This is a genomic window from Streptomyces sp. S3(2020), assembly GCF_013044505.1.
Classification (GTDB): Bacteria; Actinomycetota; Actinomycetes; order Streptomycetales; family Streptomycetaceae; genus Streptomyces.
Genome location: NZ_JABERD010000030.1, coordinates 23,910 through 49,238, shown reverse-complemented (window position 1 = coordinate 49,238; position 25,329 = coordinate 23,910). Strand labels below are relative to the sequence as shown.

The window sequence follows — 25,329 nt, the reverse complement described above, 5'->3', positions numbered from 1 at the left end:
CGTGAGTCCCCTACGCCCCACCGCTCCCGAGCATCCCGGTCCACAGGTCGGGGAAGTCCGGCAGCGTCTTCGCCGTCGTCGCCACGTTCTCGATCTGCACACCCTCCACCGCGAGACCGATGATCGCGCCGGCCGTCGCCATACGGTGGTCCTCGTACGTGTGGAAGATCCCGCCGTGCAGACGGCGCGGGCGGATGTGCAGTCCGTCGGCCGTCTCGGTCACATCACCGCCGAGCTCATTGATCTCCTTGGTGAGCGCGGCCAGCCGGTCCGTCTCGTGCAGGCGCAGATGGGCCACGCCGCGCAGCGTCGAGGGGGAGTCGGCCAGCGCCGCCACCGCCGCGATGCCGGGGGTCAGCTCGCCGACCTCGCTCAGGTCCACGTCGATGCCGTGGATCGCGCCCGAGCCGGTGAACACCAGGCCGTACTCGGTGAGTTCACAGGAACCGCCCATCTCGGTGAAGATCTCCCGCAGCTTGTCACCGGGCTGGGTGGTGCGGCTCGGCCAGTCCGGGACGACGACCTTGCCACCGGTCACCAGGGCCGCCGCCAGGAACGGCTGGGCGTTGGACAGGTCCGGCTCGATCGTCAGGTCCCGGCCGAGCAGCGCGCCCGGCGTGACCCGCCAGACATTCGGCTCGCCGCCCGACTCCGGGGTGTCGACCTGGGCGCCGACCGCGCGCAGCATGTCGACCGTCATGCGGATGTGGGGGAGCGAGGGGAGGGTGGAGCCCACGTGACGGACCTCCACGCCCTGGTTGAAGCGGGGGCCGGACAGGAGGAGGGCGCTCACGAACTGGGAAGAGCTCGAAGCGTCGATCTCCACCGGGCCGCCGTCCAGCGCGCCGCCGCCGTGGACCGTCAGCGGCAGCGCGCCGCGGCCGTCGTCGTCGATACGGGCGCCGAGGACGCGCAGGGCGTCGATGACACCGTTCAGGGGGCGCTCGTACGACCTCGGGTCGCCGTCGAAACGGATCTCGCCGTCGGCGAGGGCGGCGACGGGGGGGAGGAAGCGCATGACGGTGCCGGCGTTGCCCACGTGCACCGTGGCGGGGCCGCGGAGCCCTGCCGGGAGGACGCGCCAGGTCTCGCCCGTGCCGTCGGGACCCACGCCCTCCTCGATGCCCACGCCCATCTCGCGGAGGGCGGCTGCCATGAGGAGGGTGTCACGGGAGCGGAGAGGGCGGCGGAGCCAGCCGGGCTCGCTGGCGAGGGCCGCGAGGACGAGGGCGCGGTTGGTGACTGACTTCGACCCCGGGACGTGGACCGTTGCGTCTACGGCTCCGCTCGCGTGGGGGGCGGGCCAGAGGGTGGTTTCTGAGGGGTTCAAAGCCATGGGTCCACTTTAGTAGGGGGTTGAGTTTCGGGTGCGGCAGCGTTGTGGCTGGTCGCGCCCCGCGGCGGAGCCGCTGATCGATACAGCCCCGCGCCCCTGTGTGACGCGGCCCTTCGGGCCGGCGTCACACCTCCAACATCCACCTGCCGCCGCCTATCAGGGAGCACAGGCTCACCGCGTGGAACAGGAACAACCACAAGCCCGCCGGTACATGCGTCAGGCGGGACAGCTGGTCCGCGTCCGAGTCGCCCGCGCCTCCCCGCACCCTCTTCGCCTGCAACTCGAAAGCGGGACGGACGCCGCCCAGCAGCAGGAACCACACCACCGCGTACGCGAACGCCGCCTGCACCTGGGGACCCGCCAGCCACGACACCACCACGAACGTGCCGCCGGTGACGACCACCGTCAGGGCGCCGTACGCGTTGCGGATCATCACCAGCATCGCGATGAGCAGGGCCGTCGCCAGCCACAGCAGCAGCGTGATGCGGCCCGCGGCGAGGAGGGCCGCGCCGCCCAGGCCCAGCAAGGGGGGAGCGGTGTAACCGGCCGCCGCGGTGAGGATCATGCCGATGCCGTGCGGCTTGCCCCGGCTGACCGTGAGCCCGCTGGTGTCGGAGTGCAGCCGGATACCGGTGAGCTGGCGGCCGGTGAGCAGGGCGATCAGACCGTGGCCGCCCTCGTGGGCGATGGTGATCGCGTTGCGCGAGACCCGCCACAGGCTGTGCGGGACCACGAGGGCGAGCGCCGCGACCGAGGTGGCCAGGACCACCCACAGGTCGGGGTCGGGCTGGGTGCCGATCAGCTCGTCCCAGAGAGAGGTCGCTGTGCTGGTGTCCATGTTCGGCGGTGGCTCCCTCTGGTCGTACGGAGTCTGGCAGTGTGGCACGTATGTGCGGACGGTATGCAGCGAGTCGTAGGCCCGAGGATCTCGCAGGAATCTTTGAGATCGAGAAGTGGGAGCCCGAGGAGACATTGGCCCCCGACTACAACGTGGCCCCGACCAAGCAGGTCTACGCCGTCCTCGACCGTCCTCTTAAGGACGCGGATGATCCGAGCCCGGTTCGCCAGCTGCGCACGCTCAGGTGGGGACTGGTGCCGAGCTGGTCGAAGACCCCCGAGGGCGGTGCCCGGATGATCAACGCGCGCGCCGAGACCGTCCACGAGAAGCCGTCGTTCAAGCGGGCCTTCTCCTCCCGCCGCTGCATCATCCCCGCCGACGGCTACTACGAGTGGGTCACCGCCGCCGCCGAGCGGGAGCTGGAGGTCGAGGGGAAGAAGAAGCGGCCGCGGAAGCAGCCGTACTTCGTGCTGCCGGCCGACGGGTCCGTCTTCGCGATGGCCGGGCTGTACGAGTTCTGGCGCGACCGCACCCTCCCCGACGACCACCCGCAGGCCTGGTGGGTCACCTGCTCGGTCATCACCACCGAGGCCGAGACGACCCCGCTCGCCGTGGCCCCCGCCGACGGACCGCACGCGCTGGCCGACATCCACCCCCGGATGCCGCTGATGCTCACCCCGGACCGCTGGGACTCCTGGCTGGACCCCTCCCGCACGGACACCGAGGACCTTCGCTCGCTGCTCGCGCCCCCGCCCGAGGGGCTCATGCGCGCCTACCCCGTCTCCACCGCCGTCAGCAACGTCCGCAACAACGGACCGGAGCTGCTGACCGAGCTGGAGGGACCCGAAGAGGGCACACTCTTCTGACGTGACCACCACTGAGATCGTCAGCACGGACGCCGGTGACGCCCGCATCACCTGGCACAGGGCGAAGAAGGCGCGGCTCGTCCTCGCCGTCGGCCATGGCGCCGGGGGCGGCATCGAGGCGCGGGACCTCCAGGCACTCGCCCGGGTGCTGCCCGCGCACGGCGTGACGGTCGCCCTCGTCGAGCAGCCCTGGCGGGTGGCGGGCAAGAAGATGGCGCCCGCGCCGAAGACCCTCGACATCGGGTGGCGCGGGATCTGGCCCGCGGTCGCGAAGCCGGGACCGCCCGTGATCTCCGGCGGGCGCAGCGCCGGGGCACGGGTCGCCTGCCGTACCGCCGTCGAGCTGGGCGCCGCCGCGGTGCTCGCCCTCAGCTTCCCGCTGCATCCGCCCGGCAGGCCCGAGAAGTCCCGCGCCGACGAACTGCTCGGCTCCGGGGTGCCCACGCTGGTCGTACAGGGCGGCAACGACCCCTTCGGGAAGCCGGACGAGTTCCCGGACGGTGCTCATGAGCTGGTCGAGGTGGCGTACGGCGACCATGGGTTCGCCGTGCCGAAGAAGGCGGGGATCGGCCAGGAGCAGGCCGTGACGATCGTCACCGACGCGGTGGTGGAGTGGGCCGGGTCACTCGGGTAACGGCTCGGGAATGCTGAGCCCCGGAGCTCTGTTGTGGCGGACAGAAGTGCTGAAGAACCGGCACCGACCGTCATGGAGAGGAAGTCCGCCGCATGGGTTCGACCATCTGCCCGAGCCGCAGCAGCCGTGCTGACCTGGACTGGTCGGTGCTGCACGCTGCCAAGACCGGCCCTATTCGGGCGGCGGGCGGACCGGATCGTGTTCTATCCTCCGATTCTGGTGGGATCGGTTTCGGTCCTGCCCGCGATCTTGAGGAGGTGGGTCCGGTTCCCGGTACCGACGCAGGGACCGATCACGGCCAGGCGGAGCAGCCCGAGGGCCAGGGCACGAGCACGGAGACCACCTCGCAGCGCAGCGCGCGCTTCGAGCGGGACGCGCTCGAATTCCTCGACCAGATGTACTCGGCCGCCCTGCGCATGACGCGCAACCCGGCCGACGCCGAGGACCTGGTGCAGGAGACGTACGCCAAGGCGTACGCGTCCTTCCACCAGTTCCGCGAGGGCACCAACCTGAAGGCCTGGCTGTACCGGATCCTGACCAACACGTTCATCAACTCGTACCGCAAGAAGCAGCGCGAACCCCAGCGCTCCGCGGCCGAGGAGATCGAGGACTGGCAGCTCGCGCGCGCCGAGTCGCACATGTCGACCGGTCTGCGCTCCGCCGAGTCGCAGGCGCTCGACCACCTGCCCGACTCGGACGTGAAGGAAGCGCTCCAGGCGATCCCCGAGGAATTCCGCATCGCCGTCTATCTGGCGGACGTCGAGGGCTTTGCGTACAAGGAGATCGCGGACATCATGGGGACACCCATCGGTACGGTGATGTCCCGGCTGCACCGGGGCCGTCGCCAACTGCGCGGCATGCTCGAGGACTACGCCCGTGAGCGCGGGCTGGTCCCGGCCGGCGCCGGAGAGTCGAACGAAGCGAAAGGTTCGGGCTCATGAGCTGCGGAGAGCCGCACGAGACGGACTGCAGTGAGGTACTCGATCATCTCTACGAGTTCCTCGACAGTGAGATGCCGGACGTCGACCGCGACAAGTTCAAGCAGCACTTCACGGAGTGCTCGCCGTGCCTGGAGAAGTACGGCCTGGAAGAGGCCGTGAAGAAGCTGGTCAAGCGGTGCTGCGGCCATGACGACGTGCCCAGCGACCTGCGTTCCAAGGTCCTGGGGCGGCTCGACCTGATCCGCTCCGGACAGGCGGTGCCCGAGCACGACATCACCGCGGCACCGGTCCAGGAGGCCTGAACTCCCTTCTGGGAACGGGCTGTCGTCACTCGAACGTGCTAATCCGCGGGTAATCGGCCCGCGGAACCCCCTCCCGCCCTCCTAGGCTCCGAAGCTGAGCCGGCTCGGGAGATCTCAAAGGGGCGTCATGGAGGGGACAGCGGCACGGGCACGCGTGTACGTGGTCGGTGTCGTCCTCGCTGCCCTGTACTGCGTGCACGCGCTGCCGGCGGTGACCGCCCCCTGGTGGGCGGTGGCCCTGCTCGCCGCCCTCTACGCCGGGGGCGAGCGGCTCTCCGGCACCTTCTATCCCGTGCTGCTCGCCGGGGCCTTCCTGCTGCCGCCCCCCGCCGCCGCGCTCGTCGCGCTGCCGGGGGCGCTGCTCTCCCCGGTCACGCAGAGGCCGCGCTCGATCCGCCGGATCTGGCGGGCCGCCCAACTCGCCGTCGCCGTCTGGGCGGCATCGCGGGTGCACTGGGCGCTGGGCGGCCGGGACGCCGTCGTGGCCCCGGACTTTCCCTATGTGCTCGTCCCGGCCGGGGCGGCCGTCATCGCCTTCTGTCTGGTGCTGACGGTCCTGGACGGCGGCATCCTGGCGCTTGCCGAGCGGGTGCCCCTACGACTGGCCTGGCGCGGTCTGTTCCTGCGTTCCCTCGCACCGATCGCCGTGCACGGGCTCGCCGGGCTGATGATGGCCGTGCTGTGGCGCAGCCCGTACGGGCCCGTCGCCGCGCTGCTCGTGCTGCTGCCGATGTGTGTGTCCTGGTGGGCCTTCGCCCAGTACCACCGCGAGCAGGCCGCCCATCAGGCCACGATCCGCGCACTGGTGCAGGCCGTCGACATCAAGGACGAGTACACCCGCGGGCACAGTGAGCGCGTCGGACAGGCCTCGATGATGATCGCCCGCGAGCTCGGCATGGACGAGGGCCGCACCGAGGTGCTCCGGTTCGCCGGGATCCTGCATGACGTCGGCAAACTGGGCGTGCCCACGCGGCTGCTGCGCAAGGACGGCCCGCTGACTCCGCAGGAGCGGCGCGTCATCGAACTGCATCCCGAGTACGGGCACGAGATGGTGCGGGGGATCTCGTTCCTGGGGGAGGCGCGGGCGGCCGTACTGCATCATCACGAGCGGCTGGACGGGAGCGGGTATCCGTACGGGCTGATGGGGAGCCAGATCCCCGAGTCCGCACGGGTGGTGGCGGTCGCCGACGCCTTCGACGCCATGACGTCGACGCGGTCGTACCGGCGGGCGCGGCCGGTCTCCGCCGCTCTGGAGGAGCTGGAGCGCTGTGCCGGGTCGCAGTTCGATCCCCGCATGGTCACGGCTCTCGTCCAGGCGTTGGGCAGGCACGGCTGGCACCCCGCCGTGACCGCGGACGAGGAGCGCCCGCCGGGGCCCCGGCGACCGGTCGCCGGCCGTTCCGGAGCGCGCCGATGAGATGGCCCCGGCTGCTCGTGCACGGCTCGGCGGGGCTGCTCGCCCTCGTCTCGCTCGCCGTCATCCTCTGGACGGGCCTGGAGGAGCGCGGGGCCGCGCTGGCCTTCGGGGTGCTGATCACCGTCGGTGAGCTCGCGCGGTGGACCGGCGCCCGGGTCCGGGAGGCCGCTCCGCTCGGGGCCGCCGGGGCGCTGGCGTACGCGCTGCTCGGGGCGGACGCCGGACGGCCCACCACGCACGGGGTCCTCCAGGTGGTCGCCGTCGTGCTCGCCGCAGCGCTCCTCGGTAGCGTGCCGCACATCGCGCGCGGGCAGGGCCCGATGGTCGACCATCTCTCGCGCCGCCTGCTCAGCACCGCGTTCTGCGCCGTCTGCTTCCAGCCCCTCTACAACCGGGGCGTCCTCGACACCTGGGGCGGACCGGCGTACGCCCTCGTGCTGATCGCGCTCCTCGCCCTCACCGCGCTCTGCGACGCCGTGCTCGCCGCCGCGCTCGCGCACTCCCGCACCCGCTGGCCCTTCGCCCCGCTGCTGAGGCACGAACTGCGGGCCCTGCTCGGCATCGGGTCCGCCGTCTGCGCGACCGGCGCGGTGATGGCCCTCGCGGTCGCCGTCGCCGGGCTGTGGGCGCTGCCCGTCTTCTCCGTGCCGCTGCTCCTCACCCAGCTGGCCTTCCGGCGGTACGCCGCCGTACGGACCACCTACCGGCAGACCATCGCCTCGCTCGCCCGGGCCACCGAGATCGCCGGGTACACCCCTGCGGGCCACGCCCGCCGCGTCGCCGAGCTCAGCAAGGCCGTGGGGCGGGACCTGGGGCTGACCGGGCCCGATCTCACCGTCCTGGAGTACGCCGCCCTCATGCACGACATCGGACAGCTCAGCCTGATCGATCCGGTGCCGGCGGGGGCCACCGCGGGGCTGCCCACCGAGGAGCAGCGGCGGATCGCCCTGCTCGGCGGGGCCGTCGTACGGCAGACGGGGGTGGACGGCACGGTGGCCGTGGTCGTGGAGCGGCAGGCCGACCCCTATCGGCAGCAGCCCGTCGCCGCGCGGATCGTGCGGGCGGTGAACGCCTACGAGGAGAAGGCACGGGACGCCGGGCCCGGCGGGCCCCTCACCGCGCTGGAGGAGCTGCGGCTCGCCACCGCGGGGGACTACGCGCCCGAGGTCGTGGAGGCGCTGGCCCGGGTGCTGGCGAGGGACTGTCTTACCCTGCCCTCGGTTGGGTAACCCATGGGTAATGAGCGCCCTTCCAGCCGCGCATGGTTGGATGCGAAGGAAGACCCGAGAATGAGGGCGTCCGGGGGCAGTGGCCAGCCCACTGAACGGAACTGGCAGGCGGGAATCGTGAGGATCTTCGGCAAGGGACGGCACCGGCCCTCCGCCTCCTGGCGGCAGGCCACAGACCGCGCGTTCACGCTGATCGGCGACGGCCGGTACGAGGACGCGGGCGCGCTGCTGACGCGGGCCGCCGACCTGGAGCCGTGGCTGTCCGAGTCCTGGTTCAACCTCGCCCTGCTGCACAAGTTCCGGCACGACTGGGAGCAGGCGCGGGCGGCGGGCCTCAGGGCCGTCGCGCTGCTCGACCGGGAGACGGGCGCACCCGACTGGTGGAACGTCGGCATCGCGGCCACCGCGCTCCAGGACTGGCCGCTGGCCCGGCGGGCCTGGCAGGCCTACGGGCTGCGGGTGCCGGGCGGCGCCGCGGACCCCGGGGAGCCCGTCGGCATGGACCTCGGCAGCGCTGCCGTACGGCTGTCCCCGGAGGGGGAGGCCGAGGTGGTGTGGGGCCGGCGGCTGGATCCGGCGCGCATCGAGGTCCTGTCGATTCCGTTGCCGTCCTCCGGGCGGCGCTGGGGTGAGGTCGTGCTCCACGACGGGGTGCCGCACGGGGAGCGGACCACCGCCGCCGGGCACTCGTATCCCGTGTTCGACGAGATCGAGCTGTGGGCGCCGTCGCCGGTGCCGACGTGGGTGGTGCTGCTGGAGGCGGCGACCGAGGCGGACCGGGACGCGCTGGAGCAGCTCGCGGCCGACGCGGGGTTCGCGGCGGAGGACTGGTCTTCTTCGGTGCGGCTGCTGTGCCGGATGTGTTCGGAGTCGCGGATGCCGTCGGACGAGGGGGACGGGGAGCATCTGGATCCGCACGATCACAGTGAGCCGGGGCATCCGGGGCCGCTGGGGCATCGGACGGACGGGCAGCTGTGGGTGCCGGAGCGGGAGTGCGGGGTGGCTGCGCCGGCTGGGCTGGTGCGGGGGTTGCTGGACGGGTGGGTTGCCGACAGCCCTGATTCCCGGGACTGGCGGGATTTGGAAGAGGTCTGCTAGGTCCGTTTTCGGCTGCCGGTTCGTTGTGGCTGGTCGCGCCCACGCGGCGGAGCCGCATATCGGACACTGCCCCGCGCCCCTAAAGGGGCGCCTCCCCTTACTCTGTATCAGCAACTCCACCTTGTTTTGGTTTAGGAAGGCATACGTCGGTCATGGCGCAGCAGGACACCGATCAGCAGCACGCGGGCGTGCTTCCCGTGGACGACGAGGGCTTCGTCATCGACACCGGGGAGGCCGAGGAGCGGGAGAACGGCTGGCGGGAGCGTGGGACCTCGCGGCCCATCACCGTCGTCGGCAACCCGGTGCTGCACAAGGAGTGCAAGGACGTCACCGAGTTCGGCGCGGAGCTGGACCAGCTGGTGGCGGACATGTTCGCCTCGCAGCGCACCGCCGAGGGCGTGGGCCTGGCCGCCAACCAGATCGGTGTCGACCTGAAGGTCTTCGTGTACGACTGCATGGACGACGAGGGCAAGCGGCACGTCGGCGTGGTCTGCAACCCTAAGCTCGTCGACCTGCCCGCCGACCGGCGCGTCCTGGACGACAGCAACGAGGGCTGCCTGTCCGTGCCGACCGCGTACGCGCCGCTCGCCCGCCCCGACTACGCCGAGCTGACCGGGCAGGACGAGAAGGGCAACCCGATCAAGGTCCGCGGCACCGGGTACTTCGCTCGGTGTTTGCAGCATGAGACCGATCATCTCTACGGGTACCTCTACATCGACCGGCTCTCCAAGCGGGAGCGCAAGGACGCGCTGCGGCAGATGGCCGAGAACGAGCCCCGCTACCCCGTGGTCGCCAACGACTGAGACCTCTCGGGATCACACAGATCCCTTGCGCACGGCGTCTGTTCGGGTTCACCTCCCTGACCAGGCGCCGTTCGTCTGTCCGTCGCACGTTCGATCGTATGTGCTCCCTTAGTGATCCAGATTCAGTCACACAAGGGGAGATTCTCGGCACTGTGGGGTAGTGAAGGGTGCAAATCCGTTCCCAGATCGGTCAGTTGTGGTGCTGAATGGGAAGTGCGGGGATACGCAACGGCGCACGCCCGGCACAGCGGGAGGGCGTGCGCAACTGGCGGCTGAGAGGGGTTAGTTCGTGCATGCTTTCTCACACGGCACCACATCGACACCGACAGCGATCGCGGTCCCACCGTCGCTCTCTCTTCCGGTGATCGAGGCGGCGTTTCCCCGGCAACTCCACTCGTATTGGCCCCAGCTCCAGGAGAAGACACGTACCTGGCTGCTGGAAAAGCGGCTCATGCCGGCGGACAAGGTGGAGGAATATGCCGACGGTCTTTGCTACACGGACCTCATGGCGGGCTACTACCTGGGCGCCCCGGACGAGGTCCTCCAGGCGATAGCGGACTACAGCGCGTGGTTCTTCGTCTGGGACGACCGGCACGACCGCGACATCGTCCACCACCGGCGCGGGGCCTGGCGGCGGCTCAGGTACCGGCTGCACGCGGCACTCGACTCCCCCGAGGAGCACCTGCACCACGAGGATCCCCTGGTCGCCGCGTTCGCCGACACCATGGTGCGGCTGCGCGGGTTCCTGCCCGGCACCTGGAACGCGCGGTTCGCCCGGCACTTCCACTCGGTGATCGAGGCCTACGACCGGGAATTCCACAACCGCACCGAAGGTGTCGTGCCGACCGTCGAGGAATACCTCGCGCTCCGGCGCCTCACTTTCGCGCACTGGATCTGGACCGATCTGCTGGAGCCGAGCGCGGGCCGGGAACTCCCGGACCGGGTGCGGAAACACCCGGCATATCGGCGGGCGGCACTCCTGAGCCAGGAATTCGCCGCCTGGTACAACGACCTCTGTTCGCTGCCGAAGGAAATAGCGGGCGACGAGGTCCACAATCTCGGAATCAGCCTCATCAAACACGAGGGGCTGACACTCGAAGAGGCCATAAGGGAAGTCCGGCGGAGGGTCGAGGAATGCATCAGTGAATTCCTCGTCGCCGAGAAGTCGGCCCTGCGTTTCGCCGCGTCGCTCGACGACGGAACCCTGTGCGGAAAAGACCTGAGCGCCACCGTGCGGGCCTGTGTCGGCAATATGCGCAACTGGTTCAGCACCGTCTACTGGTTCCACCACGAGTCCGGCCGTTACATGGTCGACAGCTGGGACGACCGGTCCACACCCCCGTACGTCGACAACGAAGCGGCAGGTGAGAAATGACCGTCGAGTCTGTGAAGCCCGAGGCCCCGCTGACACCGGTGCCAGGGCTGCGTGAGCCGGTCCTCGCGGGAGGGGCCGTTCCGGTCCTCGGGCACGGGCTGAAGCTGCTGCGGGATCCGCTGGCCTTCATGTCCCAGCTGCGTGACCACGGCGATGTCGTACGGCTCAAGCTCGGCCCCAAGACGGTGTACGCCGTCACCACACCGGCCCTCACCGGGGCCATGGCCCTCAACCCCGACTACGTCATCGACGGACCGCTGTGGCAGTCCCTGGAGGGCCTGCTCGGCAAGGAGGGCGTGGCCACCGCCAACGGTCCGCGCCACCGGCGTCAGCGGCGCACCATCCAGCCCGCGTTCCGGCTGGACGCGATCCCCGGATACGGGCCGATCATGGAGGAGGAGGCGCACGCGCTGACGACGCGCTGGCGGCCCGGCGAGACCATCGACTGCACCTCCGAGTCCTTCCGGGTGGCGGTGCGCATCGCGGCCCGCTGTCTGCTGCGCGGCGACTTCATGGACGAGCGGGCCGAGCGGCTGTGCGTCGCGCTCGCCACCGTCTTCCGCGGTATGTACCGGCGGATGGTGGTCCCGCTCGGACCGCTGTACAACCTGCCCCTGCCGCCCAACCGCAAATTCAACGCGGCCCTGGCCGATTTGCATCTGCTCGTCGACGAGATCGTCGCCGAGCGCCGCGCATCTGGTCAAAAGCCGGACGATTTGCTGACGGCATTGCTGGAGGCGAAGGACGACAATGGCGACCCCATCGGGGAACAGGAGATCCACGACCAGGTGGTCGCCATACTCACCCCGGGCAGCGAAACAGTGGCCTCCACGATCATGTGGCTGCTCCAAGTGCTCGCGGAACATCCGGAACACGCGGACAGGGTGCGCGAGGAGGTTCAATCCGTAACGGGCGGCCGTCCTGTCGCATTCGAGGATGTCCGGGCGCTCACCCACACGAACAATGTCGTCGTCGAGGCCATGCGTTTGCGCCCCGCCGTGTGGATATTGACGCGCCGGGCGGTCGCCGACACCGAACTCGGTGGGTATCGCATTCCGGCCGGTGCCGACATCGTGTACAGCCCGTACGCGATCCAGCGCGATGCGAAGTCGTACGAGGGCAACCTGGAGTTCGACCCCGACCGCTGGCTTCCGGGGCGGGTCAAGGAGGTGCCGAAATACGCCATGAGCCCGTTCAGCGTGGGCAACCGCAAGTGCCCGAGCGACCACTTCTCGATGGCGCAGCTGTCGCTGATCACGGCGGCGGTCTCGACGAAGTACCGCTTCGAGCAGGTGTCGGGCTCCGACGACGGGACGCGGGTGGGCATCACGCTCCGTCCGCACAAGCTGCTGCTGCGGCCGGTCGCGAGGTGAGGCTCAGGCCGCTTCCGGTCCCCTGAACGCCCGGCGGTAGGCGTTCGGGGTGGTCCCGAGCGCCCGCACGAACTGGTGGCGCAGCGCGGCCGCGGTGCCGAACCCCGTTCGGCCCGCGACCGCGTCCACCGTCTCGTCGGTGCCCTCCAGCAGTCCCTGGGCCAGCAGGACGCGTTGGCGCAGGATCCAGCGGTAGGGGGTGGTGCCCGTCTCCTGCTGGAAGCGGCGGGCGAAGGTGCGCGGGGACATGTGGGCGCGGTCGGCGAGCTGCTCGACGGTGACGTCCTCGTCGAGGTGCTGCTCCATCCACACCAGCACCTCGCCGACGGTGTCACACGAGTCCTTCGGCAGGGGCCGTTCGATGTACTGCGCCTGTCCGCCGTCCCGGTGCGGCGGTACGACCATGCGCCGGGCGATCTTGTTGGCGACCTCGGGGCCCTGTTCCTTGCGGACGATGTGCAGACAGGCGTCGATGCCGGCGGCGGTCCCCGCGGAGGTGATCACCGGGTCCTCGTCGACGTACAGGACGTCGGGCTCGATGACCGCGCGCGGGTTGCGTACGGCGAGCTCGTCCGCCTGCCGCCAGTGCACACTGCACCGCCGCCCGTCGAGCAGTCCGGCGGCGCCGAGCACGAAGACGCCGGAGCAGACGCTGAGCACCCGGGAGCCCCGGTCGACGGCCCTTCTGAGCGCGTCGAGCAGCTCGGGCGGGTAGTCGCGCACGACGTAGTCCGCCCCCGCCGGTACCGCGATCAGGTCGGCCTCCTCCAGCCGTTCGAGGCCGTACGGCGTGCCCACGGTGAGGCCGCCGACATGGGTGGTGAGCGACGGGCCCTCGGCCGAGGCGACCGCGAAGTCGTACGTCGGCAGTCCCTCGTCGCTGCGGTCGATGCCGAACACCTCGCAGATCACCCCGAGTTCGAAGGGGTGCACGCCGTCGAGCAGTACGGCAGCCACGTTTTTCAGCATGTACTCAGTATGCCTCGGAAGTGGCAGTAAATCGAGGTTGTACGGCAGTCCTGCCACTGTTCGTAAGGAGTGTCCGGCGCGACAGTGGTGTCATGACTACCGCACAGACAGAAGGACTGATCGGAATGCTCATCGTTCTCGCCATCCTGGTCCTGCTGGTCGCCCCCGCCGTGACCGGCATCGTCCGCGACCGGCGCATCGACCGCCAGATCAAGGAGGCACAGCAGCACAGGGGCACCTCACGCCGGGTGGCCCGCACCGTCTAGCAAGGGCGACATCCGGGTCACGAAGACGGTCGTGAACGACGGCAAGAACGTCATCGTCGGTACCGCGAAGACCGTCGAGTACCCGATCGTGATCACCATCAAGGACGACTCGGGCGTCAGGAAGATCACGGACCGTGCCGACTGGGAGGACCTCAAATACCACGGTTTCACCGGCCAGGAGGTCAAGCTCCAGTACCGCCCGGCCGGCGCTGCCCACCACAGCACGGCCGGCAGCTGGCGCTGGTACTTCCCCGGTACGACGACGACCGCGCGGATCGTGTCGGCGGGGGACGCGGTCACGTTGAAGTGACCACCACGGTGACCGACCAGTCCTGAAGGCCCTTGCAGGACACCTTGCCGGTCTCGGCGGCGCACAGCGGTCGCGAGGAAGTGAGTTCCGTGCGGCCCGCCGAGACCGCCGGGAACGCCGCGTTCGCGTCGCCCGGCAGCAGCACGATGCCGCTGTTGGCGGCCTCCAGGCCGCCGCCCTCGGCGGTGACCGGCGCCCACGGTCGGTTCTCCGCCCCGTCCAGGGCGACCCGGACCGTGCCGCCGACCGCCAGGCACACCGTGCGGCCACTGTCGGCGGCGTGGAGTTCCGCCACGGACGTACAGCCGGTGGGCGACGGTGACACGGAGGCACCGCTGTCACCCTCGTCGCCGCCGGTCCGGGTTCCGCACCCGGCCAGCAGCAGGGCCGTGACGGTGAGAATCGCGATACGGCGCATGAAGAATCCCTCCTCACCGATGTGACGTACCAGCGGCGAGGAGGGATCCATGAACTCCGGTCAGAAGTCCTCGTCCAGATCGACCGTGCCCTCCACGGCGACCTGGTACGCGGACGGCCGCCGCTCGAAGAAGTTGGTCAGCTCCTGGACGCCCTGGAGCTCCATGAAGGAGAAGGGGTTCTCGGAGCCGTAGACCGGGGCGAAGCCGAGGCGGGTCAGGCGCTGGTCGGCGACGCACTCGAGGTACTGGCGCATCGACTCGGTGTTCATGCCCGGCAGACCGTCACCGCACAGGTCGCGCCCGAACTGGAGCTCGGCCTCGACGGCCTCCTTCAGCATGTCGGTGACCTGCTGTTCGAGCTGGTCGTCGAAGAGCTCCGGCTCCTCCTTGCGGACGGTGTCGACGACCTCGAACGCGAAGGACATGTGCATGGTCTCGTCGCGGAACACCCAGTTGGTGCCGGTGGCGAGGCCGTGCAGCAGACCCCGGCTGCGGAACCAGTAGACGTACGCGAAGGCGCCGTAGAAGAACAGGCCCTCGATGCACGCGGCGAAGCAGATCAGGTTGAGGAGGAAGCGGCGGCGGTCGGCCTGCGTCTGAAGGCTCTCCAGCTTCTCGACCTCGTTGATCCACTTGAAGCAGAACTCCGCCTTCTCACGGATGGAGGGGATGTTCTCCACCGCGTCGAAGGCGGCCGCGCGGTCCTGGGGGTCGGGGAGGTAGGTGTCGAGCAGCGTCAGATAGAACTGGACGTGCACGGCCTCCTCGAAGAGCTGGCGCGACAGGTACAGGCGCGCCTCCGGGGAGTTGATGTGCTTGTAGAGGGTCAGCACCAGGTTGTTCGCCACGATCGAGTCGCCCGTCGCGAAGAACGCGACCAGCCGGCCGATCATGTGCTGCTCACCCTCGGACAGCTTCGCCAGGTCGGCGACGTCCGAGTGGAGGTCGACCTCCTCGACGGTCCAGGTGTTCTTGATCGCGTCCCGGTAGCGCTCGTAGAAGTCCGGGTAGCGCATGGGACGGAGAGTCAGCTCGAAGCCCGGGTCGAGCAGGTTCTTCTCGGTGGAACTCATTACTGGCAGGCCTCGCAGGACTCGGGGTTCTCAAGGGAGCAGGCGACCGCTTCGGGGTCCACGACCTGCTGCACGGGGACGGTTGCTCGGGCCGCGCGGGCGATCCTCGTCGCCGGGCGCGAACGCAGGTAGTACGTCGTCTTCAGGCCCTGCTTCCAGGCGTACGAGTACATCGAGGAGAGCTTGCCGATGGTCGGCGTCTCCAGGAACAGGTTCAGGGACTGGGACTGGTCGAGGAACGGGGTCCGGTCCGCCGCCATGTCGATCAGACCGCGCTGCGGGATCTCCCACGCCGTGCGGTACAGGTCGCGGACGTCCTGCGGCACCCAGGTGAAGCCCTGCACCGAGCCGTTGGACTCGCGCAGCGCCTCCCGGGTCTGCGCGTCCCAGACGCCGAGCCTCTTCAGCTCGGCCACCAGGTAGGAGTTGACCTGGAGGAACTCACCGGACAGCGTCTCGCGCTTGAAGAGGTTCGAGACCTGCGGCTCGATGCACTCGTACACGCCCGCGATGGACGCGATGGTGGCCGTGGGGGCGATGGCGAGGAGGAGGCTGTTGCGCATGCCGACCGTCGCGATCCGCTCGCGCAGCGCCGCCCAGCGCTCCGGCCAGGTGAGCTCCACGTCGTAGTGGTCGGGGTGCAGGACACCCTTCGCGGTACGTGTCTTCTCCCAGGCCGGCAGCGGGCCGTTGCGCTCGGCCAGGTCCGCGGAGGCCTCGTACGCGGCGAGCATGATGCGCTCGGCGATGCGGGTCGAAAGAGCCTTGGCGGCGGGGGAGTCGAAGGGCAGCCGCAGCTTGAAGAAGACGTCCTGGAGGCCCATCGCGCCCAGGCCCACCGGGCGCCAGCGGGCGTTGGAGCGGCCCGCCTGCTCGGTCGGGTAGAAGTTGATGTCGACCACGCGGTCCAGGAAGGTGACGGCCGTGCGGACGGTCTCGTCCAGCCGCTCCCAGTCGATGTCGCCGGCCCGCTGGTCGACGAAGGCACCGAGGTTGACCGAGCCCAGGTTGCAGACCGCCGTCTCCCCGTCGTCGGTCACCTCCAGGATCTCCGTGCACAGGTTGGACGAGTGGACGACACTGCCCGCCTCGGCCGTCTGGTTGGCGGTCCGGTTGGCGGCGTCCTTGAAGGTCATCCAGCCGTTGCCGGTCTGCGCGAGCGTGCGCATCATGCGGCCGTACAGGTCACGGGCCGGGATGGTCTTCTTGGCCAGCCCGTTCGCCTCGGCCTTGCGGTAGGCGGCCTCGAACTCCTCGCCCCACAGGTCGACCAGCTCGGGCACGTCGGCGGGGGAGAACAGGGACCACTGCTCGTCGGCGTTCACGCGGCGCATGAACTCGTCCGGGATCCAGTGCGCGAGGTTCAGGTTGTGCGTACGCCGGGCGTCCTCACCGGTGTTGTCCCGCAGCTCCAGGAACTCCTCGATGTCGGAGTGCCAGGTCTCCAGGTACACCGCGGCCGCGCCCTTGCGCCGGCCACCCTGGTTCACCGCGGCGACCGAGGCGTCGAGCGTCTTCAGGAACGGGACGATGCCGTTGGAGTGCCCGTTGGTGCCGCGGATCAGCGAACCGCGGCTGCGGATACGGGAGTACGAAAGGCCGATGCCGCCGGCGTGCTTCGAGAGACGGGCGACCTGGTGGTAGCGGTCGTAGATGGAGTCCAGCTCGTCCAGCGGGGAGTCGAGGAGGTAGCAGGACGACATCTGGGGGTGCCGGGTGCCGGAGTTGAAGAGCGTGGGGGAGGAGGGCAGGTAGTCGAGGCGGCTCATGAGCCCGTAGAGGGCCCCGACTTCTTCGAGTGCGCGCGCGGTGTCGTCCTCGGCGAGGCCGGACGCCACCCGGAGCATGAAGTGCTGGGGCGTCTCGATCACCTGGCGGGTGATCGGGTGCCTCAGGAGGTAGCGGCTGTGCAGGGTGCGCAGGCCGAAGTAGCCGAAGCGGTCGTCGCCGGCCGGGTCGATCAGCGCGTCCAGACGGGCCGCGTGGATACGGACGAACTCCGCCGTGCGGTCCGCGACCAGGCCCTCGCGGTGGCCGACCGCGACCGACTGGGTGAAGGTCGTGACGCCCTGCGAGGCGGCCTCGGCGGCGATACTGATCGTCAGCAGCCGCGCGGCCAGCCGGGAGTACGCCGGGTCCTCGGAGATCAGCCCCGCGGCGGCCTCCGTCGCCAGCTCGCGCAGCTCCGACTCGTCGGCCCGCGCGGACCGGCCGCGCAGCGCGGCGGCGGCGACCCGTCCGGGATCGGCGTCGGGGAGGTCGGCGGTCAGCTCGGTCAGGGTCCGCAGCAGCGCGGTACCGGGACCGTCGGTCTCCGCCTGCGTCACTGAAGCCGGGTCGACTGGCGCGATGGTCACGTGGGGGCTCTCCCTCGCTCGGCACGGGGGCCTTGCGCAGGGCAGGGGGCAGCACACGAGCGCACGGGGCGTCGCGTCCACCGGCCCACTCCACGAGGCCCGGACGTCTTGGCACCCGGGCCACGGCGGCCTGGGCGCACTGTCGACAGGTCCTCGGACTGACGCTCATGTGCGCGAACATGGGTGTGTTTGCACGCATGAGTACACCGTTGCGGGACAGTTCCGGATTCGCACCGGATTCCCCTGCGGCGACAGCGAGCATGAGCATACATCTTGTGCCGGGTCGTGTTGGCACCCCTAGATGTTGTGTCGCGGCGACTTCAGAGAGTCAACTCGTAGGTGAGGAGCGTGAACTCGTCGCCCTCGATCGGGTTCCAGTCGCGTGCGGGGGCGCGGACGAAGCCGAGGCGTTCGTAGATGCGGTGGGCGGCGTGCATGATCTGCTGGGTCGACAGGACGATGCCGGTGCAGCCGTCGGCGGCCTTCGCCCGGTCGACACAGGCGCGGACCAGGGCTTCGCCGGCTCCTCTGCCGCGGGCCGCCCGGGACACGGCCAGCATGCGGATCTCGGCCTCGCCGGGGCGGGCGAGGTCGGCCATGGGGCCGCCGGCGGGGACGTAGGTGACGGTGCCGATCGGCTCGCCGCCGTCGGGCACGGCCACGAGGACCTCGGCCGCGGTGGCCCGTTTGGCGACGTCTCTCAACTCGCCCAGGTACCAGTCGCTCTCGCCGAAGGTGAGGAGGTCGTCCAGCAGGTAGGCCTGGGCTGTGAGCTCGCCGATGGTGTCGTATTCGGCGGGGTCCGCCGCCCGGATCTCGATGTCCATGAGGGCGAGTGTGCCCGACCGGTACGGCAACGGGCCGCCGGATGTTCCGACGGCCCGCTGACCACCGTGACCCTCAGTGCGAGGCACCCGCCGTCGCCGGCGGCAGCTCCACCTCGACGCCCGGGTCGCCCGCGTCCGCCGTGTAGTCCGCCGGGCTCGTCTCGTCGACGCCCTCGGGGGCCTTCGCGGCCCTCAGGACGAAGGTGAGGACGACGGTGACCACGACGTTGAGCACGAACGCCGTCAGGCCGATGTAGCCGATCTCACCGATGCCCGGGATCTCCTTCGACGAGCCGCCGAAGTGCTTCTGGGTGGGGGAGGCCACGCCGTACGCCGCGACCGTGCCGTAGATCATGCCGACCGCCCAGCCGGCGAGCAGTGCCCAGCGGTGGAACCAGCGGGTGAACAGGCCGCCCACCAGTGCCGGGAAGGTCTGGAGGATCCAGATGCCGCCCAGCAGCTGGAAGTTGATGGCGACCGTCTTGTCCATGGTGAGGACGAAGACCAGGGCGCCCACCTTCACCAGCAGCGAGACCAGCTTGGAGACCTTCGTCTCCTGCTGCGGTGTCGCGTCCGGCTTGATGAAGTCCTTGTAGATGTTGCGGGTGAAGAGGTTCGCGGCCGCGATGGACATGATCGCCGCCGGGACCAGCGCGCCGATGCCGATCGCCGCGAAGGCCACGCCCGCGAACCAGCTCGGGAACATGTCCTCGAAGAGCTGCGGGATCGCCAACTGCGGGTTGGTGACGTCGACTCCGGAGGCGATCGCCATGAAGCCCAGCAGGGCGAGCAGGCCCAGCATCAGCGAGTACAGCGGCAGGATCGTGGTGTTGCGGCGGATCACCTCACGGCTCTTGGACGAGAGCGTCGCGGTGATCGAGTGCGGGTACATGAACAGCGCGAGCGCGGAGCCCAACGCGAGTGTGGCGTAGGTCCATTGGCCCGCCTCGGGCGGGATCAGGCCGCCCGCCTTGGCGGCGGTGTACTTGTCGTTCGCCGCGCCGAAGATCTCGTCGAACCCGCCCAGCTTGATCGGGATGTAGATGATCGCCACCGCGATGACGACGTAGATCAGCGTGTCCTTCACGAACGCGATCATCGCGGGGGCGCGAAGGCCCGAGGAGTAGGTGTACGCCGCCAGCACACCGAAGGCGATGAGGAGCGGGAGGTCCTTGACGAACCAGTTGGTGTCCTCCCCGCCGCCGACGCCCATCACGTCCAGCACCGCCTGGATGCCGACGAGTTGGAGGGCGATGTAGGGCATCGTCGCCAGGATGCCGGTGACGGCCACCGCCAGCGACAGGCCCTTGGAACCCCACCGGCCGCGCACGAAGTCGGACGTCGTCACATAGCCGTGCTTGTGGGAGACCGACCAGAGGCGGGGCAGGAAGGTGAAGATCAGCGGGTAGACGAGGATCGTGTACGGCACCGCGAAGAAGCCGGCCGCGCCCGCCGCGTAGATCGCCGCCGGGACCGCCACGAACGTATACGCCGTGTAGAGGTCGCCGCCGAGCAGGAACCAGGTGATCCAGGTGCCGAACGACCGGCCGCCCAGGCCCCATTCGTCCAGGGTGTGCTCGTTCTCGGCCTTGCGCCAGCGCGAGGCGAGGAAGCCCATGACCGTGACGGCCAGGAAGAAGATGATGAAGACGGCGAGTGCCACGCCGTTCACGCCGTCGTTCATGTGGACGCACCTTCCCGGCGGGCGCGCTGGTCACGCTGCCACAGCTTGTACGCGACCATCGTCAGCGCGGTGGAGATGAGCACCCACAGCATCTGGTACCAGTAGAAGAACGGGATGCCGATGAACGTGGGGTCCACCTTGGCGTACGAGCCGACCCACAGCATGGCGACGAACGGTGCCAGCAGGCACAGGGCGATGACGACCCGCACGGGTGTCACCACCGGTGGTCCGGCCTCGGGTGAATCTGTTGACATGCGGCGGCTCCGATCCCCTCGCTGATCACCGTGTAACGCGCAGGCAATCTAGGTCACGGTGTGACAGGAGAGGAAGGGCTCATCCGTATATCGGTATGTCGATTCCGTGAAGGTCGGACAACGGGTCTGACAACGGCTCCGACAACGGTGTCAGCAGCAGCGGAATCCCTGGCGCGGATCCGCCTCCTGCCGGTCCGTCCGCATCCGTTCGAACGCCCGCCGGGTCGGCACGTCCGCCTGCGGATGGTCCCGGCGGACGTGCGCGACATAGCGGTCGTAGGCCGACTCGTCGGTCAGCTCCCGCACGTACCAGCGCACGCCCCTAACCGCCCGCCGCAGTGCCGACCTCATGGCGTGCCTCCTCTTCCTTCTCCTCCTTGGTCGGGAACAGCCCGGCCGGGGCGACGATCTTCGACTCGACGTACGGCGACTCGCTGAGCGTGGAGAGCGCGGGACGGCGTACGTGCCGCACGCAGACCCGCAGGGAGTCGGCGATCACCACCACGATCAGCAGCGCGAGGACGGCCGTCAGTACGCCGTCCACCGTGGAGTTGGTGACCACGGTGCGCATGTCGTCCATGTTCTTGGCGGGCGGCAGCACCTCGCCCCGGTCGATCGCGTCCTGGAAGATCTGGCGCTGCTTGAAGAAGCCGACCCTGGGGTCGCTGGAGAACACCTTCTGCCAGCTCGCGGTCAGTGTGACCGTGGCGTCCCAGGCGAGCGGGATCCCGGTGATCCAGGCCCACTTGAGGCGCCCGGACTTGACCAGCAGCGTGGTGCAGACGGCCAGGGCGACGGCGGCGAGGAGCTGGTTGGAGATACCGAAGATCGGGAAGAGCTGGTTGATCCCGCCGAGGGGTTCGTGGACGCCCACCCAGAGGAAGTACCCCCACAGTCCGCACACGATCGCGCTGGTGATGACCAGGCCGGGCTTCCAACTGACGTTCTTGAAGGGCTTGATGACGTTGCCCAGCATGTCCTGGAGCATGAACCGGCCGACCCGGGTGCCGGCGTCCAGCGCGGTCAGGATGAACAGCGCCTCGAACATGATCGCGAAGTGATACCAGAAGGCCCGCAGGCTTCCGCCGGTGACCTTGGAGAAGATCTCCGAGACACCGACGGCGAGGGTGGGCGCTCCGCCGGTCCGGGACAACAGGCTTGATTCCTCGACCCGTTCGGCCGCGCGGGCCAGATCGTCGGGGGAGATCGCGTAGCCCCACCCGCTCACCACCCGCGAGGCCTCCTGCACGGTGGTGCCGATCGCTCCCGAGGGCGCGTTCATCGCGAAGTAGAGGCCGGGGTCGATGATGCTCGCCGCGACCAGCGCCATCACGGCGACCGATGACTCCATCAGCATGGAGCCGTAGCCGATCATCCGGACCTGCGTCTCCTTCTGGATCATCTTCGGCGTGGTGCCGGAGGAGATGAGGGAGTGGAAGCCGGACAGGGCTCCGCAGGCGATGGTGATGAAGACGAAGGGGAACAACGACCCCGCGAAGACGGGGCCGTTGCCGTGCGAGGCGAAGTCGGTGACCGCGTCCATCTTCAGGGTCGGCAGGGAGACGACGACACCGAGCGCGAGCAGGAAGATCGTGCCGATCTTCATGAAGGTGGACAGGTAGTCGCGCGGCGCGAGCAGCGTCCACACCGGCAGGATCGAGGCGATGAAGCCGTACGCCACCAGCCAGACGACCAGCGTCGAGGGCGCGAGGGTGAAGGTGCCGGCCCACGAGGACTCCGCGACCCAGCGCCCCGCGACCAGGGCGAACAGCAGCAGCGCGACCCCGATGAGCGAGACCTCGGCGACCCGGCCGGGGCGCAGGACCCGCAGATAGAAGCCCATGAGCAGGGCGATCGGGATGGTCATCGCGATGGAGAAGGTGCCCCAGGGCGACTGCGCGAGGGCGTTGACGATGACCAGGGCCAGCACACCGAGCAGGATGATCATGATGGCGAACGCGGCGACGAGCGCCGCCGCGCCGCCGAACGGGCCGATCTCCTCGCGGGCCATCTGGCCGAGCGAGCGGCCGTCGCGCCGGGTCGAGAAGAACAGCACCACCATGTCCTGGACGGCGCCCGCGAAGATCACACCGACGATGATCCAGATCGTGCCGGGCAGATAGCCCATCTGCGCGGCCAGTACGGGGCCGACGAGCGGTCCGGCGCCGGCGATGGCCGCGAAGTGGTGGCCGAGCAGGACGCGCCGGTCGGTGGGGTGGAAGTCGATGCCGTTGTCGAGGCGTTCGGCCGGGGTGGCGCGGGTCCTGTCGACCTTGAGGACCTTGTACGCGATGAACTTCGAGTAGAAGCGGTAGCCGATCGCGTACGAGCCGAGGGCCGCCGCGACCATCCAGGCGGCGGAGACGTCCTCGCCGCGGGAGAGTGCGAGCACGGCCCAGCCGGTGGCGGCGATCAGCGCTACGACGGTCCAGATGGCGATGGTTCGGACGTTCGCGGTACGCACAGCGCGGTCCTCCCGTCCATACGGAGACGTACGGAGACGGGAGGACCGTAGAGCAGGATGCGCGGTTGCGCTACACCACGTGCGGTATTCGAATGCCGTCAGTCGACAGGCCTCTTGAGCCTCGCCACGAACTTGTACCGGTCCCCGCGGTACACCGACCGCACCCACTCCACCGGCTGTCCGTTCCGGTCCAGGGAGTGGCGGGAGAGCATCAGCATCGGCAGGCCCACGTCGGTGCCGAGCAGGCCGGCCTCGCGGGGGGTGGCCAGCGAGGTCTCGATGGTCTCCTCGGCCTCGGCGAGATGGACGTCGTAGACCTCGGCGAGCGCGGTGTAGAGGGACGTGTACTTCACGAGACTGCGCCGCAGCGCCGGGAAGCGCTTGGCGCTGAGGTGGGTCGTCTCGATGGCCATCGGCTCGCCGTTCGCCATCCGGAGGCGCTCGATGCGCAGCACCCGGCCGCCGGCCGTGATGTCGAGGAGCTCGGCGAGCCGGTCGTCGGCGGTGATGTAGCCGATGTCCAGGAGTTGCGAGGTGGGTTCGAGGCCCTGGGCGCGCATGTCCTCGGTGTACGAGGTGAGTTGGAGCGCCTGGGAGACCTTCGGCTTGGCGACGAAGGTGCCCTTGCCCTGGATGCGTTCGAGGCGGCCCTCGACGACGAGCTCCTGAAGGGCCTGGCGGACGGTCGTGCGCGAGGTGTCGAACTCCGCGGCCAGGGTGCGCTCGGGCGGGACCGGCGTACCGGGCGACTGTGTCTCCGTCATGTCGAGCAGATGCTTCTTCAGGCGGTAGTACTTGGGCACGCGCGCGGTACGGACGCCGGCCCCGCCCTCGTTCTCCGCACTGCTGACGTCGGTACTCATGATCTGCCTTCCCGGCTCCGGATGCGGGTCACATCGTGATCCCTTCTGTATACCGTCGCCGCGTCTTTTGGTCTAGTCCATAGCCTCAGGTGGTCTAGTGGAAGACAGTACTCCGGCGGTGCTGATTTCGCTGGCTTCTTACTTAAAGGTTCTTGCATATGTAGGTCGGATAACGGCTGGTCAGAGCCTATTCGCGCACCCTTGACAGGCCTCCTGGTCTGGTCCAAGCTCCCGGTACTGGTCTACACCATTGGTCCAGGTCCCAGCTCCATGGGCGGGGGGTGTGGGCATCCCTGAGGAGGGTGGCGTGAAGCGCAAGCTGATAGCCGCGATCGGTATCGCGGGCATGATGGTCTCGATCGCGGCGTGTGGCGACAGTGACAGCGGAAGCTCGGACAACAGCGGCGCGGACGCCAAGGAACTGACCGTCTGGCTCACCGTGGACGCGCAGAACAACTGGCCCGAGCTGGTGAAGGCCGCCGACGCGGCGGTGACGAAGAAGCACCCCGGCATCAAGATCAAGCACGAGTACTACGGCTGGCCGGACAAGAACGCCAAGCTCGACGCGGTCCTCGCCACCGACAAGGCCCCCGACGTGGTCGAGATGGGCAACACCGAGATGCTCAGCTACATGGTCAAGGGCGCCTTCGCCCCCGTCGACCCGTCGAAGTTCGACAACTCCGACGCCTGGCTGGACGGCCTCAAGGCCTCGGTGAGCTACGACGGCAAGACCTACGGCGTCCCCTACTACGCCGGCGGCCGCGTCGCCAACTGGCGCAAGGACCTCTTCGCCTCGGTCGGCGTCAAGTCCACGCCGAAGACGTACGACGAGCTCACCGCCGCCCTGGACAAGGTCCAGAAGAAGGAGGGCGACAAGTTCAACGCCTGGTACCAGCCCACCCGTGACTGGTACGCGGCCATGTCCTTCGTCTACGACGCCGGCGGCTCCATCGCCGTCGAGTCCGGCGGCCAGTGGAAGGCCAACCTCTCCTCGCCCGAGTCCATCAAGGGCCTGAAGGCGTTCCAGAACGTCGTCGACAAGTACATGCACGGCGACAAGACCAAGGACGAGTCCGACCGTTACATCGTCTACGGCCAGGGCAAGTCCGGCATGATCTTCGCCCCCGCCTGGGAAGGCGCCACCGCCGCGGCGAAGGAGAACGACAAGACCGGCAAGCTCGCGAACAACGTCGAGAACTTCGTGATGCCCGGCCCGTCCGGCAAGAACCTCCCCGTCTTCCTGGGCGGCTCCGACCTCGCCGTCCCGGTGAAGTCCGACGCACAGGCCGTCGCCGCCGAGTGGATCAACGCCTTCGCGGGCTCCTCCGGCCAGAAGGGCCTGATGGCCAAGGGCAACCTGCCCAACAACAAGACCGACCTCGCCACCCTGAAGAACGACCCGGCGACGGCGGTCCCGGCCACCGCGGCCGAGTCCAACTGGTTCGTCCCGATGGCGCCCGGCTGGGGCCAGGTCGAGAAGGCCCAGGTCCTTCAGACCATGCTGCAGTCCATCGGTACCGGCAAGAAGTCGGTCGAGGACGCCGCGAAGGAGGCGGACGCCGCGATCGACAAGGTCATCAACACCAAGTGACCATCGGCGGGGCCCCGTTGAGAGTGACGGGGCCCTGCTT

25 protein-coding genes and 1 riboswitch are annotated in these 25,329 nt (G+C 69.3%); of the genes, 13 read left to right on the top strand and 12 right to left on the bottom strand.

What is annotated here, in order from left to right:
• Positions 1-10 precede the first annotated feature (10 nt).
• Both aroA and HLK59_RS12970 read right to left on the bottom strand, forming a co-directional pair.
• Positions 11-1,336: a 3-phosphoshikimate 1-carboxyvinyltransferase gene (aroA, locus tag HLK59_RS12975; protein ID WP_171141531.1), complete on the bottom strand. Its 1,326-nt coding sequence runs from the start codon at positions 1,334-1,336 to the stop codon at positions 11-13.
• Positions 1,337-1,460: 124 nt separating this feature from the next.
• Positions 1,461-2,174, bottom strand: a complete 714-nt coding sequence (locus HLK59_RS12970; RefSeq protein ID WP_171141530.1) for a M50 family metallopeptidase — start codon at positions 2,172-2,174, stop codon at positions 1,461-1,463.
• A gap of 50 nt (positions 2,175-2,224) precedes the next feature.
• Here HLK59_RS12970 and HLK59_RS12965 point away from each other — a divergent pair, with 50 nt between their 5' ends.
• The 10 genes from HLK59_RS12965 (at position 2,225) to HLK59_RS12920 (ending at position 12,212) form a co-directional block, all read left to right on the top strand.
• On the top strand, positions 2,225-3,040 hold the full coding sequence (locus HLK59_RS12965; protein ID WP_171141529.1) for an SOS response-associated peptidase: 816 nt from the start codon (positions 2,225-2,227) through the stop codon (positions 3,038-3,040).
• Between the two features lies 1 nt (position 3,041).
• Positions 3,042-3,674 (top strand): alpha/beta family hydrolase, encoded by a 633-nt coding sequence (locus HLK59_RS12960; RefSeq protein ID WP_171141528.1) that lies wholly within the window; start codon positions 3,042-3,044, stop codon positions 3,672-3,674.
• 257 nt (positions 3,675-3,931) lie between these two features.
• Positions 3,932-4,615, top strand: a complete 684-nt coding sequence (sigR, locus tag HLK59_RS12955) for an RNA polymerase sigma factor SigR (protein WP_346779720.1) — start codon at positions 3,932-3,934, stop codon at positions 4,613-4,615.
• The gene (gene rsrA / locus HLK59_RS12950; protein WP_171141526.1) at positions 4,612-4,917 is read left to right on the top strand and encodes a mycothiol system anti-sigma-R factor; all 306 of its coding nucleotides are present in this window, start codon (positions 4,612-4,614) and stop codon (positions 4,915-4,917) included. Before sigR ends, rsrA begins: the two co-directional genes overlap by 4 nt.
• Before the next feature lie 127 nt (positions 4,918-5,044).
• Positions 5,045-6,334, top strand: a complete 1,290-nt coding sequence (locus HLK59_RS12945; RefSeq protein ID WP_171141525.1) for an HD-GYP domain-containing protein — start codon at positions 5,045-5,047, stop codon at positions 6,332-6,334.
• Entirely contained in the window at positions 6,331-7,563 is a 1,233-nt protein-coding gene (locus HLK59_RS12940) for an HD domain-containing protein (protein ID WP_171141524.1), read from the top strand. The genes HLK59_RS12945 and HLK59_RS12940 overlap by 4 nt, the downstream gene beginning before the upstream one ends.
• Positions 7,564-7,680: 117 nt before the next feature.
• Positions 7,681-8,661 carry a hypothetical protein gene (locus HLK59_RS12935; protein WP_171141523.1) on the top strand — a complete coding sequence of 327 codons (981 nt, stop codon included), beginning with the start codon at positions 7,681-7,683 and terminating at the stop codon, positions 8,659-8,661.
• A 152-nt stretch (positions 8,662-8,813) separates the two neighbouring features.
• Positions 8,814-9,464, top strand: coding sequence for a peptide deformylase (def, locus tag HLK59_RS12930; protein ID WP_171141522.1), 651 nt, complete (start codon positions 8,814-8,816; stop codon positions 9,462-9,464).
• Between the two features lie 289 nt (positions 9,465-9,753).
• Positions 9,754-10,839: an epi-isozizaene synthase gene (gene cyc1 / locus HLK59_RS12925; RefSeq protein WP_171141521.1), complete on the top strand. Its 1,086-nt coding sequence runs from the start codon at positions 9,754-9,756 to the stop codon at positions 10,837-10,839.
• Complete coding sequence (locus tag HLK59_RS12920) at positions 10,836-12,212, top strand: cytochrome P450 (RefSeq protein WP_171141520.1); 1,377 nt, start codon at positions 10,836-10,838, stop codon at positions 12,210-12,212. Before cyc1 ends, HLK59_RS12920 begins: the two co-directional genes overlap by 4 nt.
• A gap of 3 nt (positions 12,213-12,215) precedes the next feature.
• On the opposite strand, the gene HLK59_RS12915 is transcribed toward HLK59_RS12920, so the two are convergent.
• Positions 12,216-13,181 (bottom strand): helix-turn-helix domain-containing protein, encoded by a 966-nt coding sequence (locus HLK59_RS12915; protein ID WP_171141519.1) that lies wholly within the window; start codon positions 13,179-13,181, stop codon positions 12,216-12,218.
• Positions 13,182-13,273: 92 nt separating this feature from the next.
• Here HLK59_RS12915 and HLK59_RS12910 point away from each other — a divergent pair, with 92 nt between their 5' ends.
• On the top strand, positions 13,274-13,447 hold the full coding sequence (locus HLK59_RS12910) for a hypothetical protein (RefSeq protein WP_171141489.1): 174 nt from the start codon (positions 13,274-13,276) through the stop codon (positions 13,445-13,447).
• 31 nt (positions 13,448-13,478) lie between these two features.
• On the top strand, positions 13,479-13,757 hold the full coding sequence (locus tag HLK59_RS12905; protein WP_346779719.1) for a hypothetical protein: 279 nt from the start codon (positions 13,479-13,481) through the stop codon (positions 13,755-13,757).
• Here HLK59_RS12905 and HLK59_RS12900 read toward each other — a convergent pair.
• From HLK59_RS12900 to HLK59_RS12860, 9 genes are all read right to left on the bottom strand, one after another.
• Positions 13,744-14,175: a hypothetical protein gene (locus HLK59_RS12900; protein WP_171141518.1), complete on the bottom strand. Its 432-nt coding sequence runs from the start codon at positions 14,173-14,175 to the stop codon at positions 13,744-13,746. The genes HLK59_RS12905 and HLK59_RS12900 overlap by 14 nt on opposite strands.
• 60 nt (positions 14,176-14,235) lie before the next feature.
• Positions 14,236-15,249 (bottom strand): ribonucleotide-diphosphate reductase subunit beta, encoded by a 1,014-nt coding sequence (locus HLK59_RS12895; RefSeq protein WP_171141517.1) that lies wholly within the window; start codon positions 15,247-15,249, stop codon positions 14,236-14,238.
• Positions 15,249-17,606: a ribonucleoside-diphosphate reductase subunit alpha gene (locus HLK59_RS12890; protein WP_171141516.1), complete on the bottom strand. Its 2,358-nt coding sequence runs from the start codon at positions 17,604-17,606 to the stop codon at positions 15,249-15,251. Before HLK59_RS12890 ends, HLK59_RS12895 begins: the two co-directional genes overlap by 1 nt.
• A 148-nt stretch (positions 17,607-17,754) precedes the next feature.
• Positions 17,755-17,849, bottom strand: a riboswitch (cobalamin riboswitch).
• Positions 17,850-17,926: 77 nt separating this feature from the next.
• Positions 17,927-18,433, bottom strand: coding sequence for a GNAT family N-acetyltransferase (locus HLK59_RS12885; protein ID WP_171141515.1), 507 nt, complete (start codon positions 18,431-18,433; stop codon positions 17,927-17,929).
• A gap of 73 nt (positions 18,434-18,506) precedes the next feature.
• Entirely contained in the window at positions 18,507-20,117 is a 1,611-nt protein-coding gene (locus HLK59_RS12880) for a sodium:solute symporter family protein (protein ID WP_171141514.1), read from the bottom strand.
• Positions 20,114-20,371, bottom strand: a complete 258-nt coding sequence (locus HLK59_RS12875) for a DUF3311 domain-containing protein (protein WP_171141513.1) — start codon at positions 20,369-20,371, stop codon at positions 20,114-20,116. The genes HLK59_RS12880 and HLK59_RS12875 overlap by 4 nt, the downstream gene beginning before the upstream one ends.
• A gap of 150 nt (positions 20,372-20,521) precedes the next feature.
• Positions 20,522-20,722, bottom strand: coding sequence for a YbdD/YjiX family protein (locus HLK59_RS12870; RefSeq protein WP_171141512.1), 201 nt, complete (start codon positions 20,720-20,722; stop codon positions 20,522-20,524).
• Positions 20,694-22,835, bottom strand: coding sequence for a carbon starvation CstA family protein (locus tag HLK59_RS12865; protein WP_171141511.1), 2,142 nt, complete (start codon positions 22,833-22,835; stop codon positions 20,694-20,696). The genes HLK59_RS12870 and HLK59_RS12865 overlap by 29 nt, the downstream gene beginning before the upstream one ends.
• A gap of 98 nt (positions 22,836-22,933) precedes the next feature.
• Positions 22,934-23,698 (bottom strand): GntR family transcriptional regulator, encoded by a 765-nt coding sequence (locus HLK59_RS12860; RefSeq protein WP_171141510.1) that lies wholly within the window; start codon positions 23,696-23,698, stop codon positions 22,934-22,936.
• Positions 23,699-24,005: 307 nt separating this feature from the next.
• Between HLK59_RS12860 and HLK59_RS12855 the strand changes: the two genes are divergently transcribed.
• Entirely contained in the window at positions 24,006-25,289 is a 1,284-nt protein-coding gene (locus HLK59_RS12855; RefSeq protein WP_171141509.1) for an extracellular solute-binding protein, read from the top strand.
• Positions 25,290-25,329: the final 40 nt, after the last annotated feature.

What these genes read in the sequence shown, in the direction of transcription:
- HLK59_RS12940 (WP_171141524.1), top strand. Translation starts at nt 6,331, where the DNA reads ATGAGATGGCCCCGGCTGCTCGTGCACGGCTCGGCGGGGCTGCTCGCC.
- HLK59_RS12900 (WP_171141518.1), bottom strand. Translation starts at nt 14,175, where the DNA reads ATGCGCCGTATCGCGATTCTCACCGTCACGGCCCTGCTGCTGGCCGGG.
- HLK59_RS12910 (WP_171141489.1), top strand. Translation starts at nt 13,274, where the DNA reads ATGACTACCGCACAGACAGAAGGACTGATCGGAATGCTCATCGTTCTC.
- aroA (WP_171141531.1), bottom strand. Translation starts at nt 1,336, where the DNA reads ATGGCTTTGAACCCCTCAGAAACCACCCTCTGGCCCGCCCCCCACGCG.
- HLK59_RS12895 (WP_171141517.1), bottom strand. Translation starts at nt 15,249, where the DNA reads ATGAGTTCCACCGAGAAGAACCTGCTCGACCCGGGCTTCGAGCTGACT.
- HLK59_RS12880 (WP_171141514.1), bottom strand. Translation starts at nt 20,117, where the DNA reads ATGAACGACGGCGTGAACGGCGTGGCACTCGCCGTCTTCATCATCTTC.
- HLK59_RS12885 (WP_171141515.1), bottom strand. Translation starts at nt 18,433, where the DNA reads ATGGACATCGAGATCCGGGCGGCGGACCCCGCCGAATACGACACCATC.
- HLK59_RS12920 (WP_171141520.1), top strand. Translation starts at nt 10,836, where the DNA reads ATGACCGTCGAGTCTGTGAAGCCCGAGGCCCCGCTGACACCGGTGCCA.
- HLK59_RS12970 (WP_171141530.1), bottom strand. Translation starts at nt 2,174, where the DNA reads ATGGACACCAGCACAGCGACCTCTCTCTGGGACGAGCTGATCGGCACC.
- HLK59_RS12965 (WP_171141529.1), top strand. Translation starts at nt 2,225, where the DNA reads ATGTGCGGACGGTATGCAGCGAGTCGTAGGCCCGAGGATCTCGCAGGA.
- HLK59_RS12860 (WP_171141510.1), bottom strand. Translation starts at nt 23,698, where the DNA reads ATGAGTACCGACGTCAGCAGTGCGGAGAACGAGGGCGGGGCCGGCGTC.
- rsrA (WP_171141526.1), top strand. Translation starts at nt 4,612, where the DNA reads ATGAGCTGCGGAGAGCCGCACGAGACGGACTGCAGTGAGGTACTCGAT.
- HLK59_RS12870 (WP_171141512.1), bottom strand. Translation starts at nt 20,722, where the DNA reads ATGAGGTCGGCACTGCGGCGGGCGGTTAGGGGCGTGCGCTGGTACGTG.
- HLK59_RS12875 (WP_171141513.1), bottom strand. Translation starts at nt 20,371, where the DNA reads ATGTCAACAGATTCACCCGAGGCCGGACCACCGGTGGTGACACCCGTG.
- def (WP_171141522.1), top strand. Translation starts at nt 8,814, where the DNA reads ATGGCGCAGCAGGACACCGATCAGCAGCACGCGGGCGTGCTTCCCGTG.
- HLK59_RS12945 (WP_171141525.1), top strand. Translation starts at nt 5,045, where the DNA reads ATGGAGGGGACAGCGGCACGGGCACGCGTGTACGTGGTCGGTGTCGTC.
- HLK59_RS12915 (WP_171141519.1), bottom strand. Translation starts at nt 13,181, where the DNA reads ATGCTGAAAAACGTGGCTGCCGTACTGCTCGACGGCGTGCACCCCTTC.